The sequence below is a fragment of the Sorangium sp. So ce119 genome (assembly GCF_051524405.1).
Classification (GTDB): Bacteria; Myxococcota_A; Polyangia; order Polyangiales; family Polyangiaceae; genus Sorangium; species Sorangium cellulosum_G.
In genome coordinates, this window is the sequence record NZ_CP150310.1 from 4,280,725 (window position 1) to 4,296,127 (window position 15,403).

The following is a 15,403-nucleotide window of genomic DNA, read 5'->3' on the forward strand; positions in this document are numbered from 1 at the left end:
ATGTGCGGTATCGCCGGCCTGATCAACCTACGCACCGACGCGCCGAACCCCGACCGCGATCTGGCCCTCCGGATGGCCAGGGCGCTCCGTCACCGAGGCCCTGACGGCTTCGGCATCTACCGCGATCGCCACGTCGCGCTGGCCCACGCCCGCCTGTCGATCATCGACCTCGACGGCGGCTGGCAGCCGATGGCCAACGCCGAGGAGACGCTCTGGGTCTGCTTCAACGGCGAGATCTTCAACTACATCGAGCTGCGCGAGGAGCTCACGGCGAAGGGCCACCACTTCCGGACGAAGAGCGACACCGAGGCGCTGATCCACGCCTACGCCGAGTACGGCGAGTCCATGGTCGACCGGCTGAACGGCCAGTGGGCGTTCGTCCTCTGGGACGTCAAGCGGCGGCGCGCGTTCTTCTCGCGCGACCGCGTCGGCATCAACCCGCTCTTCTGGACGGTCCACCGCGGCGTCCTCCGGTTCGCCAGCGAGGTGAAGTCGCTCTTCCAGGACCCCACCATCCCCCGCGCGATCTCGCGCGACGGGCTCGACGAGGCGCTGACCTTCTGGGCGCCGGTCGCCCCGCTCACGCCGTACGAGGCCGTCCAGCAGATCCCGCCGGGCGCGGTGGCGACGCTCGATCTCGATCGCGACGTGGCGCCGCGCGTCTCGGTGCGCTTCCGCCCCGAGTTCCCCGTGGGGCGCGCGCCGGTCGCGGACGAGGCGCCGCTCGTCTCCAGCGTGCGCGAGGCGGTCCGCGGCGGCTCGACGATCCGCCTGCGCGCCGACGTCCCCGTCGGCAGCTACCTGAGCGGCGGGCTCGACTCCACCATCGTGGCGGCGCTGATCGCCTCGAACCGCGACGTGCCGCTGCGCACGTTCTCGGTCGAGTTCGCCGAGCGCGAGTTCGACGAGGCCGAGTACCAGCGCGCCGCCGTCGCGCACCTCGGCACGTCCCACGCCTCGATCCAGTGCCGCGACGCCGACATCGCGGGCGTCTTCCCCGATGTCGTCTACCACGCGGAGGCCCCGCTGCTGCGCACCGCCCCGGCGCCGCTCTACATCCTGGCGCGCCTCGTGCGGCAGAGCGGCTACCGCGTGGTGCTGACCGGCGAGGGCGCCGACGAGTTCTTCGCCGGCTACGACATCTTCCGCGAGGACCGGGTCCGCCGCTTCTGGGCGCGCCACCCGGACAGCAAGCTCCGGCCCCAGCTCCTGCTCCGGCTCTACCCCTACCTCCAGCGGTCGCCGGTCGCGCAGGTCGAGATGGCCAAGGCCTTCTTCGGGCGGAACCTCGCGCAGACGGACGACCCGTTCTACTCCCACCGCCCGCGGTGGGACGCGACCAGCCGCATCAAGCTGATGCTCGATCCCGCGATGCGCGAGGGCGTCGGCGAGACCGCGGCGGCCGATCGCCTGAAGGAGCAGCTCCCCGGCGACTTCATGCGCTGGACACCGCTCGCGCGCGCGCAGTACCTGGAGATCACGACGCTGCTCTCCGGATACCTGCTCTCGTCGCAGGGCGAGCGCATGATGATGGCGAACTCGGTCGAGGGGCGCTTCCCGTTCCTCGACCCCGGCGTGATGGACGTGGCGGACGCGCTGCCGGACGCGCTGAAGCTGCGCACGCTCGACGAGAAGCACGTGCTGAAGCGCGCGATGGGCGACCTCCTGCCGCCGGGCGTGCTCGAGCGGAAGAAGCAGCCGTACCGTGCCCCCGTGGTGCAGCCGTTCTTCGGGAGCGGGACGCCGGACTACGTGGAGGCGTGCCTGTCGCCGGACGCCATCAAGGAGGCGGGCATCTGGCAGGCGCAGCCCGTCGCGTCGCTCGTCGCGAAGTGCCGCAGGACGGGCGGCAAATCGATGAGCAACACCGACGACATGGCGTTCTGCGCGATCCTCTCCACGCAGCTCATGGCGCGCGACATCATCCAGGGGGCGCGCGTCGTCTCGGCCGCCGACGACACGTCGGGCCGGCTGGGCGTCGACGTCGACCGGCTGCGCGACGCCGCGGGCTGAGCGCGCGCTCGACCGCGACGAGCGGGCGCGCGTTCACGCCGCGCGCCCGCCGCGCCCCCGATCAGCGGTGGATCTTGCGCACCGCCCCGCCTTTCTCGTCCGCCCAGTACACGTACTGGCCGTGGAGCGCGATGCCGCGCGGGGTGCCGCCCTCGTACAGCACCTGCTGGCGACCGCTGCCGTCCTTGCGCTTGCGCAGGACGCGGCTCGATCCCTGATCGGTCCAGTAGACGTAATCGTCGTTGTCATCGACGGCGATGCAGTCGGGGGTCGGGTTCGCCACGTCATCGTCCTCGGCGGCCGTCCACAGGACGGTCGCATTCCGCGCGCCCCGCTTTGGCGCCCTCATCACGGCACCCGGCTCGTCGTTGTCCCGCTCGCGCGGGCTGTTGGTCCAGTAGACGTGGTCCCGGTCCACGGCGATCGCGTACGGGTACGCCTGCTCATCCTCGGTCAGCCTGGCCGTCTCGCCGGGCCCCCGCGGCGTCCTGTTCACCGAGCCGCGCTCGCTGCGGTCGACCCAGTACACGTGCTCCCTGTCGAGCGCGATGAGGTGCGGCGACGTGTTGTTGTCCTCGTGGAACTCGTCGTCGGCCAGGCCGTCGGACATCGGGATCCGGCCGATGAGGCTCCCGTTGCCGGGCGCGCCGATGCCGCCGGCGCGCTGCGCCCAGAACACGTCGTTCTCGTCCGCCGCCACGCCGAGGGTCGCGTAGTCCGAGTCGAAGACGACCTTCGGCGTGCCCGCTCCGTTGTGGTCCACCCACAGGAGGTTCGTGTCGTTGAGGTTGGACCAGAAGACGCCCTCCTGGTTCACCGCGATCCCGTACGGAGCGTTCTGCCCGGCGGCGATGGGCGTGACCGGCCCGCCGAGGACCGACACCTTCTGCACGCTGCCGCCCTCGCCCTCGCCGGCCGTCCAGTAGACCTCGTCGCCGTGGATGACGAGGAACTTGGCGTTCGGGGACTGCGGCGTCGGGTACCCGCGCGCGATCTCCGTGACCCCGCTGCAGACGTTCGCGCTGCACGTCCCGCCGTCCAGGCACACCGCGCCGCAAGCGCCGCAGTTCTGCGGGTCGTCGCTCACGTTGACCTCGCAGTCGGCGGGGTTGTCATCGCAGTCGGCCGTGCCGACCGCGCAACCCGAGGGCCCGCCCGCCGAGCCCGTACTGGCCCCGCCCACCTCGAAGTCCCCGAGCACGCTCGTGCACGCCGCCGCGACCGAGGCAACGCCGAGCATCACGCCGATCCTGAACGCCTGGCGCATCAGAAACTCCCCTTCGCTCCTGCGGAGCCGAGCCCGATCACCGGTGTGATCGATATCCCGGCGCGCTGCGGTGACCTCGGCGCCGTGAGGAGGAGGAACGCACCCGCGCCGACGCCCACGGCGCCGACCACGAACCCGATCGTCGAGAGGGTGCCCATGGCGTGGTAGGTGTCGACGTCGCCCTGCAGCGAGGGGTCGCAGCGGTTTCCAGGGCAGCGCTCCGACAGGTCGCCGTGCTTGCCGATCGCGAGCAGCCCGCCCACCGCGCCGGCCGCGAGGCCGACGCCGCCGAGCCCCAGCGCCGCGATGCCCAGCGTCGTGCGGGTGCCGCTACCGGAGGCGACAGGCCCCGCGCCGGGCGCCCGCGCGAGCGGCGGAGGCGACGCGCCGGGCGGCGGCGCGAGCGGCGTGAGCTCCAGCGCGACGGTCTCGCGGGCGCCCTCCGCGAGGGTCACCTTCACCTCGACCGGGGCGAACCCTGCCGCCGTCGCGCGGACGGTGTGCTCGCCCGGATCGACCGGCCGCCGGACCCCGAGCGCGGCGCGCGGCACGGGCTCGCCATCGATCGTGACGTCGGCGGCGTCCGGCCCGCGCACCGACAGGAGCACCTGCGGGATACGCGGGGCGAGCGCGTCGAGCTCCCGCTGAGCGGCCGCGATCGCCTCGAAGAACGGCTCGGGCGACCCCTCCGGCGCTCCCTCGCGGAGGATGCGGCTATACGACTCCTGCGCCGCGATCCACTGGCCCAGGCCCACCTGGGCGCGGGCGACGCCGAGCAGCAGCGTCGGCGCGTGGATGATGGCGTCCGCGCGGCGGAACCGATCGAGCGCGGCGGCGTGGTCCTTCCGGTCGAGGGACTCCTGCCCCTCCACGGCGAGCGAGCGCGCCGTGGCGCGATCGGCATCGGAGACCTGTGCGAGGGCGGCGGGCGCGCAGGTCAGCGCGAACAGCAAGGCAGCGATTCCTGGTCGACGAGCCATACGAGCGAGGTCTGAGCGAGGTGCTGCGGTGAACGTCAGATGCCGAAGTCGGTCGGCTTCGGCTTGCGGCGCACGGTACCCGATGGCGCGGGGGAACGCGGCTTCACCTGAGCGGGCTGCGCCGAGGGCGGGCGCGGGCCGGCCGGCGCCGCCGTCGCCGAGGCCCCGGGCGCCGGCGCGGCGGCAGACACCGCAGAGGCCGGCGGCTCGGGCTCCTTCACCGGAGCGACGGCCGACGCCACGACCTCGGGGCCCCGCGGCGCGTCGGACGCCGACGCCGTGGTCTCCGGCTGCGCGAGCGGCTGCGCCGGGGCGGCAGGGCCCGCGCCACGCAGAAGGAAGACCCCCACGCCGACGAGGACGGCCGCGGAGGCCGCGACGGCGGCGATGACGCGCACCACGACGGGCCGCCGGGTCGGCGGCGTCACGACCGAGACCAGGGCGCTGGCGGTCTGCGAGCGCATGTGGCGGCCCGACATCCCGGCCGCGCCCGCGATGTCGCCAGGCGAGGCCACCGTGAGGCCGGGGTTCGGCGAGAGCCGATCGACCTCGGCTTCCGACGACGCGACCAGCGTGGCCGCGTCGCCGAGCGACGGCACCGCGCTGTCAGGCCCCGCGTCGAGGAGCGTCGCGCCCTCCTGCGACCGCGGGGTGAAGCCGACCTCCACCGACACGCGATCGCCGGGCGCGCGGAACATGCCGGTGAGGCTCGTCCTCGGCTCGATGCTCTCGCTCGCGATGTCGAGGGCGATCGCGAGCGTGTCGCAGAACTCCTTCGCGCTCTGGAAGCGGGCCTCCGGCTCGCGCGACGCGGCGCGGGCCCACCAGGCGTCGAAGCCGGGCGGCACCGGGGCGAACTGCGACGGCACGGGCAGCGGCCGGACCATGATCTTGAGGAGCAGATCCCCGAAGGCCTGGCTGTCGAACGGGAGCTTTCCGGTCAGGCACTCGAACACGACGACGGCGAGCGACCAGAGGTCCGAGCGATGATCGATGCTCTTGGTCCCCTGCGCCTGCTCCGGGCTCATGTACGCGGGCGTCCCGAGCAGCGAGCCGGTCTTCGTGTTGGAGGTGACCTTCGGCGTGCTGTCCTTCGCGATGCCGAAGTCGAGCACCTTCGCGATCTCCCGGTCGTCGTCCCGGACGAGGAAGATGTTCGCCGGCTTGAGGTCGCGATGGACAAGGCCGGCCGCGTGGGCCTTCGTGAGGGCGCGCGCCACCTGCGCCGTGATCGCCATCGTGTCGTGCGGGTCGAGCCGCCCGACGCGCTGGATGCGGGTGTCGAGGTCCTCCCCCTCGAGGTACTCCATCGCGATGTACGGCGTGCCCTTCCACACGCCGTGGTCGAGGATCTGCACCACGTGAGGGCTGCGGATCTGCGCCGCGACCTTGGCCTCCCGCTCGAAGCGGTGCCGGACCTCCTTCGAGACCCCCTGCGCGTGCATGAACTTGATCGCGCACGGGATGTCGAGGCCGATGTGCTGGGCGAGCCACACCGAGCCCATCCCGCCTTGCCTTAGCGGACGCACCAGGCGAAAGCGATCGGCAACGGTGGTCCCCGCGGCGGGTGTCACGCAGCCTCCCAGACCTTCGGAATATCACAGGTGGCCGTCCAGGGTCACGTTTGCGCCGTGCAAAAATGAATGAACTGCCAGCGCAATTCGGCCCGGGCGCGCGCCTCGGCGCCGCCTGCTGCGTCTGCCGCGCGGGACGGCGGCGCCGGGCGCGAGCGGGTGTGCGCGCGTCAGGGATCCCTGGTGGGCGAGATCGCCGACGCGCGAAGCTCAGCGAGGGCCCGAGCTCGCGGCGGGCTCTTGCGGAGGCCGGCGCGCGCCGGGCCGCGCCGGCGGGGAGCCGTCGCCGCCCGCGGCGCCGAGCGGCGTGCCCGTCGTGCGCGCGAGCTGGCCGCCGCGCGGATCTTCCGGGAACGCCTCGAGGAACTTGCGCGCGTGGTGGCGGGACTCCTCGACGATGCCGGCGCGGAACGTCAGGAGCGCGACGTTGTACCGCGCGTCGGCGTTCCTCGGATCGGCCTTCAGGGCGGCGAGGTAGCCCTGGCGCGCGCCGTTGTAGTCGCCGCGTTTGTCGGCGATGAGCGCGAGGTTGTAGAGCACCTCGGCGTCGGACGGGTCCTGCTGGGCGAGCGGCGCGAGGCGCGCCGTGGCCCCGTCGAGATCCCCGGCCAGGATCGCGAGCGCTCCCGCGAGGAGCTGCGCCTTCCGGCCGGCGCCCGCCTCGATCGCGCGCTCCGCCTCCGCCCTCGCCTCCGCGAGGCGACCCGAGCGCTCGTGCGCGAGCGCGAGCGCGTACCGCAGCCGCGACGGGTCGCCGCCCTCCTCGAGCGCGGCCCGCGCCTCGGCGGCCGCGCGCTCGGGGCGGCCGGCGACGGCGAGCGCCTCGGCCAGGACGGCGCGCGCGCCCCGCTGCTCCGGGCATCGCTCGCGCGCGGCCTCCGCATCGCGGAGGGCGGCGCCGGCGTTGCGGGCGTGGAGCCTCGCCTCGGCGCGCAACGCGAGACAGGCGCACGTCGCCGGCGCGGCGCTCGCCGCGGAGGCGGGGTGCATCTTCAGGCAGCGCCCGGCGATGCCCTCGAGATCGTCGAGCTTGCGCTTCTCGAGGAGCGGCCTCGTGAGCTCATCGACCGCGCGCAGGTGCGCGCCGTCGCGGCGCAGCGCCGCCCACCACATCCGCTCGGGCGATCCGAGCAGCGACGACGCCCCAAACACCTGGACGGCGCCAAGGCCGATCAGGGCGATCGCGGCGCCCATCCGCCGGTGCTTGAAGCTCGATCCGAGCCAGTGCTCCGCAGCGGCCGCGGCGAGCGTCGCGAGCGCCGCCCAGAGCGGCGCGGCGACGACGAAGACCCCCTGCGCGAGCGGCGCGCGCGGCCCGCGGAAGTAGAGCGTCGCCGCGAGCGCCGTGGCGATCGCGAGCCACAGCAGCGCGGCCCCGTTCCTGGCGAGCCGCGTCTCCAGCCGCGCGGCGAACCACGCCGACAGGCCGAGCGCCGCCGCGAGCGCGGCTGCCGAGAGCGCTCCCGCGAGGGCGAGCGCGCGCGGCGGCATCGGCTCCGGCGACAGCCACGTGGGCGCGACCGCGAGGACGATGAGGTGCAGCGCGCGAAACAGGTGCAGGGCGAGCTCAGCAAGCCAAGGCACGACGTGACCTTAGCCCAGCGCCCATCGCGCACCAAACAGCGGCGCGATGGATGCGGCCGTACCGCGGCGCCGCAGCGATCGCGCCCTCACGGCAGGATCATCTCGACCTCGACGGCGATGCGGGCTCCGGGCGGCGGCACGCCGATCCCCAGCGGGATCATCCGGAGGCATTGCGCTGCGTCCGGGCGGTCCATCCCTCGGACCTCGCTGATGCCGCGGGCGATCTCCTTCCCGGACGCGTCGAATGTCATGTTGAACAGGTACTTGGCGCGCGCGGGCGTGGGGCTCTTCTTGAGCGAGGGCTCCCAGCACTGCTTCACGAAGAGCGACCGCCGCGCCTCGAGGGCCTTGACGGCGTCCGCCTCGACGCGCTTGTAGAGCTCGCCCGGCGAGGCGGCCGTGGCATCCGCGGCGCGCGGCGCCGGCTGCGGCGGAGCGGGCGCCTCGGCCGGCGCTGGCGCGCCCGATGCTGGCATCTTCGCGGAGGCAGCCACGGCTTCCGCGCCTGCCGGATGGGACGCGGCGGGGGGCGCCTCTCGCTGAAGCCCGAAGTAGAGACCTGCCGCGATGAAGACGCTGCCGAGCAGGATCGCCGCGGGGGTCATCAGCTCCTTCTGCATGGTGGGATCGCCGGGGCACGCGCCGCGCATGTCGCCGCGCGCGAGGTCACCCGCCCGGCCCGACCTTACTCCATGGTGACGACAGCGGAGGTGTAGGAATAGTCGTTGTTGGTCCAGAAAAGGCTATCGGTTTTCCCGCAGAGACCCACGTTGTACTGACCGGGTGGCAGCAAGAGCACGGCGCTCAACCCCATGCTGATGCTGGTGTTCGCCGGGAGCCGCAGCGAATAGACGCCGGTCCCCTCGGGGGTGATCTCCTTCAGCGGGGCGATCTGCTGCGAGCAGATCCAGAGGAGGAGCTGGTCCGCAGGGGTCTCGTCGGTGCCGAGCGCCTTGTTGGACACGACCACGATGCGCTGCCCCGGAGCGGTCACGCTCACCGTCGCCGGCGCCGCGAGGAACTGAAGCGACGACCGTGGATCGAGGCCCGCGCCAGAGACGGAGGTGCTCGAGACCACACCGGGCGGCCCAGGTGGACCGGCCGCCCCCTGCGCCCCGGGCGGCCCCGCCTCGCCGGGCGGGCCGGCGGGGCCCACCGGACCGGCCGGTCCGGGCGGACCCGACGGCCCCGGCGCGCCCTGCAGGCCGGCCGGCTCGCCGACCCAGAGGCCGCTGCTGTCGATGACGAGCTGACCGCCGATCGAGATCGAGTTCGGCGTGATGTCGCCGGATACATTGCTGGCCTGGAGCGCGTACGGAACGCTCGCCACCCTGGCGCGCGGGACCATCTCTGGATCGTTCCCGACGGTGATCCCCAGGTAGCGCGCCGTGCCCTTGAGGACGGGCTTGTCGACGGGCGCGAGTTCGCCGAGGTCGACCGAGAAATACCCGTGGTCGAACGTGATCGTGTGGACCTCGCTCCAGATCGGTACGGGCGCGTCGACCGCGTCGTACAGCGCGAACACCACGTCGAGCGTGTCGTCGATGGGCTGGCCTGCCGCGTCGTACAGGCGCCCCTGGTGCGTGATCGTGATCGGGACGGCCGCGGCGGCGGGCCCGGCCAGCGCGGTCACCACGGCAAGGACCGGCGCGTTGATCGTTCGTGCCTTCATCGCAAGCTCCCGTCGTTCGCCCTCGCGAGCCGGCGCCCGGGATCGCCGGGACGGAAGCCGCACGTCACCTGCGGAGCGATCGCCGCCGATCGCGCCGGAAGTCAGGAAGCGCAGCGCGGGCCCTGCCCCGCTCTCGCGAAGAAGCAGCGGCCTTGGATGCCGCGCCTCGACGCCGGTTGCGGTGGCGCCCGCGATCTTCCCGCCGGCCGGTCGCTCAGGCCGCTCGACCCGGCGGGCAGCGCCGCGGCAGCACGGCCGCGCCGCGAGACCGTCGACGACGGGGATCGCTCCCCGGCGTCACGGACGATCTCGCGCTGCGGTGACGCGCCAGCGCGCGGCGCCCTGCCTACTCGAGATCGTACGGCTCGACCTTCACCTCGGCGAGCTTCGGGATCGACGCGGCGACGGTCTCGCCGATCTCCTCGTGGGTCCCGACGACGCCGATCACGAGATCGTCCTCCGGGATCCGACGCCGCACGGCGGCGTTCGCCTCCTCGAGCGTGACCGCCTCGACCCGCTGCACGTAGGCGTCGTGATAGCCCTCGGGCAGGTCGTACAGGATCTCCTCGAGCCGCTGGTGAACGCGCTTCCTGGCGGTGTCGATCTCGAACGCGTGGGAGCGGACGAGGTAGCGCTTCACGAACGTGAGCTCGTCCTCCGTGATCCCTTCGCGCCGCAGCGCCTCGAGCAGCCCGAGCTGCAGCGAGAGGCAGGCGGCGGCGTCCTGCGCCGCGGGCGCCGTCCACATCGTGAAGGCGTCGCGATGCCGATCGAAGCCCGCCCGCGACGAGGCGCCGTACGACCAGCCGCGCTTCGCCCGCACCTCCTGCATCAGCCGCGACGAGAACGTGCCCCCGAACGCGGTGTTCGCGACGAGGAGGGCCATGTGGTCGGGATCGTGGGCGTCGGTGCCGAGGCCGCCGATGACCATCTGCGTCTGCGTCCGCTCGGGTTTGTCGACGAACACGAGGCACCGCCCCCGCCGGCCCTCGGGCTCGTTCACCGGGTCGGGGACCGGCTCGCCCTCGGGCAGACCGGACAGGAGGCGCTCCGCGACCGCGTGCGCCTCGGCGGGCTCGACGTCACCCGAGATGGCCACGATCGCGTTGCGCCGGGTGTAGTGCCGCGCGTAGAAGGCCGCGACGTCGTCGCGCGTGATCTCCCGCAGCGTCGGGATGGTGCCGGCGATGCGGCGGCCGTAGGGGTGCCCCGCGAACAGGCACCGCCGGAAGGCGCGGCTGCACAGCGAGCGATCGCTGTCGCGCGCCTCGATGAGCTCGGCCTCCGCCTCGCGCAGGAGCCGCGCGAGCTCGGTCGGCGAGAACGTCGGGCGCGCGAGGAGCGTGGCCCCGAGCTCGATGAACCGGTCGAGCGATCGCTTGATCACCTCGAAGTGCACCGTCGTCGCGCTCGTCGCCACGTCGGCGCCGAACTCCCCGCCGAGCGCGTCGATGGTCTCCTCGATCTCGTTCGCGCTGTAGCCCTCGGCGCCGCGGCGGAGCATGCGCGCCGTGATCCGGGCGAGCCCCTCGCGCCCGACCGGGTCGTACGCCGACCCGGAGCGGAACGCGACCACGATGCTGACGATGGGCAGCGCGTGGCTCGTCTCCACGAGCACCGCGCCGTCCCGCGGCGCCACGCGCCCGCCCGGCGCTCCCCTGCCCTGCCCCTCGGCGCCCCAGGCGAGGCCGCTCTTCACGCTCTGGCTCACGATGCCTCCTCGCTCTCCTCGCCCGCCTCGTCCCCGTCGTCGTCGTCGCTCGAGCCGTCCGGGATCACGTGGATCACGGTCCGCGCCGAGCTCACCAGGTAACGCCGCGCCACGCGCAGCAGGTCCCCCACGGTCGCCCGCCGGTAGGCGGCGAGCCGCTCGAACAGGGCCGCGGGGTCGCCGAGCACCGTCTCGTAGAAGCCGATCTGCTCGGCCTTGCCCGCGACGGTCTCGAGCCCTTGCAGCACGGAGAGCTCGACGCGCGCCTTGGCCCGGTCGAGCTCCGCGTCGGTGACGGGGGCGCGGCGCACCGCCTCCAGGAGCGGCTCGAGGGCCGCGAGCAGCGCGTCGCCGGTGTGATCACCGCGGGCCGAGAGGTAGATGTCGTACAGCGCGGGGTCGCGGAACGAGCCGACCCAGCCGCGGACCTCGCTCGCGATCTCCTGCTCCTGCACGAGCGCGCGGTGCACGCGCGACGACCGGCCGGCGAAGAGGATCTCGTTCAGCAGCACGAGCGGCGCGTGGTCGAAATCCCCGAGCGCCGGCGAGTGGTAGCCGATCGCGACCTTGTGCGTGGCGGTCGGCTTCGTCACCTCGGCGCGGCGCTCCTCGGTCTGCGGCGGCTCCGGAGACACGTCCTCGACCGGGATCTTCGACGGCTCCTGGGCGCCGTAGTGGTCCTGCACGCCGCGCAGCGCCTGATCGAGCGCGACGTCGCCCACGAGGACGAGCGCCGCGTTGTTGGGGGCGTAGTACGTCCGGTAGAACTCGACGCAGTCCTCGGTCGTGAAGCCCTTGATGTCCTCCATCCAGCCGATGGTCGGCCACCCGTAGGCGTGCTTCTTGAACGCCTCCTTGTAGAGCAGCTCGCTCACCGCCCCGTCGACGTCGTCGTCGACGCGCTGCCGCCGCTCGTTGGCGACGACCTCCTTCTCGCTCGACACCTGGGGGTCGCGGAGGACGAGCCGCGCCATGCGCTCGGCCTCGAGGCGCAGGGTCAGCTCGAGCGCGTCCTTCGGAAGGTTCGTGTGGTAGTAGGTCCAGTCGAGGAACGTCGCCGCGTTCGTCTCGGCGCCGGCCTCCTCGAGCATCCGGTCGAACGCGCCGTGGGCGACGCTCTCCGTCTCGCCGAACATGAGGTGCTCGAAGAGGTGGGCGATGCCGGTCTTCCCGATGCGCTCGTGGCGCGAGCCGACGCCGAACCAGGTCTGCAAGCAGACCACGGGCGCCGAGGGGTCGACGAGCACGAGCACCTTGAGCCCGTTGCCGAGGACGAAGCGCTCGACGCGCATGGCGGGGCCGAACGCGACGGTGGCGTCATGGCGCAGCCGGGCGAGCGGCGGGCGATCGCGGTTCAGGTCGGCGACCAGCGCGGCGAGCGGATCCGTTCGGGGGAGCGCGTCGGCGGCGCCGGGGAGCGAGTAGGCAAGCGTCTCCTGCATGGCAGACGCTGCCCATACCACGCTCAGCGCCGCGGCGCTGCGTGACACAGGACATCGCTCGGATCCCGTGTCGACTGGTGGCACTCCCAGAGGACGTCGTGGCAGGAGACGACGAGGATGCCCGCGTCGTACGCCTCCCGGAGGGACGAGCCTGCCCGCTGCGCGATCAGGTTCGACGGGGTGCGCTCGGTGCATCCCTTGCCCATGTCGATCTCGATCTTCCTGTTCCCCTTGGTGGCCTTCACCGGGTTCGGAGGGGTCTTGCCCTTGTCCGCGGTGCGCACCGCGACGGCGAGCTTGGGCACGATGGCGTCGAGGTAGGCCTTGTCGACGAGCGGATCCGTCGGCTGCGGCGACACCATGGCGAGCGTGTACTGGATCGCCATCATCTGCTGCTCCGGCGGGGCGCTCGGCTGGATAGGCCCGCTCGACCCGATCGGCACGGGCCGCGGCGGCATCTCGCGCCTGGGGGCCTCCGTGGCCGTGGGGGCCGCCGCGGCGCTCGTCGATGGCGCGGCGGGCGCCGCGGAAGCGGTAGAAGAGGTGATGGGCGCCCCCGGCACCGGGGCGCGCGGGTCGTCGCACGCGAGGACGGCGAGGCCGAGGGCAAGGACAGGGGGCGCCACGCGGAGGGCGCGCGGGCGGACGGGGGCGGGCTGCATGGGCGGCTTATACGAGCGGTGGACGCGCGCCGCCACGCTCGCGTGGCCGCGCCCCGCGCCCGCGGCTCCCCGGGCACTCAGTCGATCTTCAGGATGGCGAGGAACGCCTCCTGCGGGATCTCGACGCTCCCGACCATCTTCATCCGCTTCTTGCCCTCTTTCTGCTTCTCGAGGAGCTTGCGCTTGCGGCTGATGTCGCCGCCGTAGCACTTGGCGGTCACGTCCTTGCGCATCGCCTTCACGGTCGTCCGCGCGATGACCTTCGACCCGATCGCCGCCTGGATGGCGACCTCGTACTGCTGGCGCGGCACGATGTCCTTGAGCTTCACGGCGAGGTCCCGGCCCCGGGCGTACGCCTTGTCCCGGTGCACGATGATGCTCAGCGCGTCGAGCGGATCGCCGTTCACCAGCATGTCCAGCTTGATGAGGTCATCGGCCCGGTACCCGACGAGCTCGTAATCCATCGACGCGTAGCCGCGCGACACGCTCTTCAGCTTGTCGTGGAAGTCGAAGAGCACCTCGCTGAGGGGCATGTCGTACGTGATGATCACGCGGTCGGACGAGGCGTACTGGATCGACTTCTGCTCCCCGCGCCGCTCCTGGCACAGGGCGAGGACCGCGCCGACATACGTCGACGGCACGTGGACGGTCATCCGGAAGATCGGCTCCTCGATGCGATCGGTGAGGTTCGGCGGCGGGAGCTTCGCCGGGTTCTCGATCGACTTCATCGAGCCGTCGTTCAGGAAGCAGTGATAGACGACGCTCGGCGCGGTCGTGATGAGGTCGAGGTTGTACTCGCGCTCGAGCCGCTCCTGGATGATCTCCATGTGGAGCAGGCCGAGGAAGCCGCACCGGAAGCCGAACCCGAGCGCCTCGGACGTGTCGGGCTCGAAGACGAACGCGGCGTCGTTCATGTGGAGCTTGGACAGCGCGTCGCGCAGGTCCTCGTACTGGGCCGAGTCCGTCGGGAAGATCCCGGCGAAGACCATCGGCTTGACCTCCTTGAAGCCGGGCAGCGGCGTGGTGGCCGGGTGGACGGCGTCCGTCACCGTATCGCCGATCTTCGTGTCGACCACGCTCTTGATGTTGCCGACGAGGAAGCCGACCTCCCCCGGCCCGAGCTCGGTGATGGCGGTCGCGTGGGGCGTGAACACGCCCATCTCCGTGACCTCGTAGTCGCGGCCGGTCGCCATGAAGCGGACCTTCTGCCCCTTCCGGAGGACGCCGTCGACGACGCGCACCATCACGACCGCGCCGCGGTAGCTGTCGTACCAGCTATCGAAGATGAGCGCGCGCGGCGCCGCGTCCAGGTCGCCCTTGGGCGCCGGGACCCGCGAGACCACCGCCTCGAGGATCTCCAAGATGCCGATCCCCGTCTTGGCGCTGGCGGGGATGGCGCCGGAGCAGTCGAGGCCGATGACGTCCTCGATCTCGCGCGTGGTCCGCTCGGTGTCGGCCGACGGGAGGTCGATCTTGTTGAGGACGGGGATGATCGCGAGGTTGTTGTCGAGCGCGAGGAAGACGTTCGCGAGGGTCTGCGCCTCCACGCCCTGGGTGGCGTCGACGACGAGCAGCGCGCCCTCGCACGCCTGGAGGCTGCGCGAGACCTCGTAGTTGAAGTCGACGTGCCCGGGCGTATCGATGAGGTGCAGCCGGTACGTCTGCCCGTCCTTCGCGGTGTAGTCGAGCCGCACGGTCTGGGCCTTGATGGTGATCCCCCGCTCGCGCTCGATATCCATCTTGTCGAGGAACTGCTCCTTCTGCTCGCGGGCGGTGAGCGCCCCGGTCGCGTCGAGGATGCGGTCGGCGAGCGTGGACTTGCCGTGATCGATGTGAGCGATGATGGAGAAGTTGCGGATGAACTTGGAATCGACAGGCATAGCGAGCTTCGGGGCGCGACCCTGACCAGCGTTAGCGGCCGCAGCGCGCGGCCTCGACCGAGATGCGAAGGAGCGGACCACACGTCCGCGCCCCCTCTGGGGAACGAGCCGCGGCGCGCGGCCCTGCGAGCGCCGCGGGGACGTGGTGGGACCGCGGCGCGCTTGCTCCTAGCGCGACCCGCGCCGCGAAGCTATCCGCCCGGACAGCGCGCGGCGTCCAGGCGCCCGTGCCTCCCGCCGGGCTCGGTCCCGGGAGCCCGCCGGGCCTCCGTCGGGACGGGCGGCGTGGGCGCCGGCTCGGGCGCCGGCCAGAGCTCATTTCTTCGGGGTCGGCGGCGGAGGGGCCGGCGTGCTCTCCAGCGACATCTGCCCTGGCAGCACGTGCTCGTAGTGCTTGAGGACCAGGTCTATCCCCTCGCGGATGTACACGGCGATCGGGACCTTGGTGCGTTCGTGCAGGATCTTCAGCCGCTCGGCCTGCTCGGGCGTGATGTAGATGGTCGTCGAGACTTTCTTCCGCGACATGTCACGCCCGGGAGGGTAACCCGCCAGTCTCGAAAGGTACGACTGACAAGACGTTACCCTAGATGCCGGTACGTGTGTTGTCAATCGGAATGG

Annotated in this window: 12 protein-coding genes; 1 reads left to right on the plus strand and 11 read right to left on the minus strand. The window is 72.3% G+C overall.

Translation table 11 applies throughout. The features are described from left to right. Positions 1-2,013 (plus strand): asparagine synthase (glutamine-hydrolyzing), encoded by a 2,013-nt coding sequence (gene asnB / locus WME76_RS16100; RefSeq protein WP_437960980.1) that lies wholly within the window; start codon positions 1-3, stop codon positions 2,011-2,013. A gap of 61 nt (positions 2,014-2,074) precedes the next feature. Here asnB and WME76_RS16105 read toward each other — a convergent pair whose 3' ends face one another. From WME76_RS16105 to WME76_RS16155, 11 genes are all read right to left on the minus strand, one after another. Continuing rightward, entirely contained in the window at positions 2,075-3,280 is a 1,206-nt protein-coding gene (locus WME76_RS16105) for a lipoprotein receptor (RefSeq protein WP_437960981.1), read from the minus strand. After that, positions 3,280-4,233: a hypothetical protein gene (locus WME76_RS16110; protein ID WP_437960982.1), complete on the minus strand. Its 954-nt coding sequence runs from the start codon at positions 4,231-4,233 to the stop codon at positions 3,280-3,282. The genes WME76_RS16105 and WME76_RS16110 overlap by 1 nt, the downstream gene beginning before the upstream one ends. 62 nt (positions 4,234-4,295) lie before the next feature. After that, entirely contained in the window at positions 4,296-5,834 is a 1,539-nt protein-coding gene (locus tag WME76_RS16115) for a serine/threonine-protein kinase (protein WP_437960983.1), read from the minus strand. Between the two features lie 210 nt (positions 5,835-6,044). After that, positions 6,045-7,418, minus strand: a complete 1,374-nt coding sequence (locus tag WME76_RS16120; protein WP_437960984.1) for a tetratricopeptide repeat protein — start codon at positions 7,416-7,418, stop codon at positions 6,045-6,047. An 86-nt stretch (positions 7,419-7,504) separates the two neighbouring features. Next, positions 7,505-8,038: a hypothetical protein gene (locus WME76_RS16125; RefSeq protein WP_437960985.1), complete on the minus strand. Its 534-nt coding sequence runs from the start codon at positions 8,036-8,038 to the stop codon at positions 7,505-7,507. Between the two features lie 65 nt (positions 8,039-8,103). Next, the gene (locus WME76_RS16130; protein ID WP_437960986.1) at positions 8,104-9,090 is read right to left on the minus strand and encodes a hypothetical protein; all 987 of its coding nucleotides are present in this window, start codon (positions 9,088-9,090) and stop codon (positions 8,104-8,106) included. A 346-nt stretch (positions 9,091-9,436) separates the two neighbouring features. After that, positions 9,437-10,801 (minus strand): M16 family metallopeptidase, encoded by a 1,365-nt coding sequence (locus WME76_RS16135; protein ID WP_437960987.1) that lies wholly within the window; start codon positions 10,799-10,801, stop codon positions 9,437-9,439. Beyond that, positions 10,798-12,243 (minus strand): M16 family metallopeptidase, encoded by a 1,446-nt coding sequence (locus WME76_RS16140; protein WP_437960988.1) that lies wholly within the window; start codon positions 12,241-12,243, stop codon positions 10,798-10,800. Before WME76_RS16140 ends, WME76_RS16135 begins: the two co-directional genes overlap by 4 nt. A 23-nt stretch (positions 12,244-12,266) precedes the next feature. Beyond that, positions 12,267-12,905 (minus strand): hypothetical protein, encoded by a 639-nt coding sequence (locus tag WME76_RS16145; RefSeq protein WP_437960989.1) that lies wholly within the window; start codon positions 12,903-12,905, stop codon positions 12,267-12,269. A gap of 77 nt (positions 12,906-12,982) precedes the next feature. After that, positions 12,983-14,785 (minus strand): translation elongation factor 4, encoded by a 1,803-nt coding sequence (lepA, locus tag WME76_RS16150; protein ID WP_437960990.1) that lies wholly within the window; start codon positions 14,783-14,785, stop codon positions 12,983-12,985. A gap of 315 nt (positions 14,786-15,100) precedes the next feature. Next, complete coding sequence (locus tag WME76_RS16155; RefSeq protein ID WP_061619353.1) at positions 15,101-15,310, minus strand: ribbon-helix-helix domain-containing protein; 210 nt, start codon at positions 15,308-15,310, stop codon at positions 15,101-15,103. Positions 15,311-15,403: the final 93 nt, after the last annotated feature.

Excerpts from the sequence above, each read along its gene's own strand:
- asnB (WP_437960980.1), top strand. The coding sequence starts at position 1 with ATGTGCGGTATCGCCGGCCTGATCAACCTACGCACCGACGCGCCGAAC.
- WME76_RS16105 (WP_437960981.1), bottom strand. The coding sequence starts at position 3,280 with ATGCGCCAGGCGTTCAGGATCGGCGTGATGCTCGGCGTTGCCTCGGTC.
- WME76_RS16125 (WP_437960985.1), bottom strand. The coding sequence starts at position 8,038 with ATGCAGAAGGAGCTGATGACCCCCGCGGCGATCCTGCTCGGCAGCGTC.
- WME76_RS16130 (WP_437960986.1), bottom strand. The coding sequence starts at position 9,090 with ATGAAGGCACGAACGATCAACGCGCCGGTCCTTGCCGTGGTGACCGCG.
- WME76_RS16140 (WP_437960988.1), bottom strand. The coding sequence starts at position 12,243 with ATGCAGGAGACGCTTGCCTACTCGCTCCCCGGCGCCGCCGACGCGCTC.
- WME76_RS16145 (WP_437960989.1), bottom strand. The coding sequence starts at position 12,905 with ATGCAGCCCGCCCCCGTCCGCCCGCGCGCCCTCCGCGTGGCGCCCCCT.
- lepA (WP_437960990.1), bottom strand. The coding sequence starts at position 14,785 with ATGCCTGTCGATTCCAAGTTCATCCGCAACTTCTCCATCATCGCTCAC.
- WME76_RS16155 (WP_061619353.1), bottom strand. The coding sequence starts at position 15,310 with ATGTCGCGGAAGAAAGTCTCGACGACCATCTACATCACGCCCGAGCAG.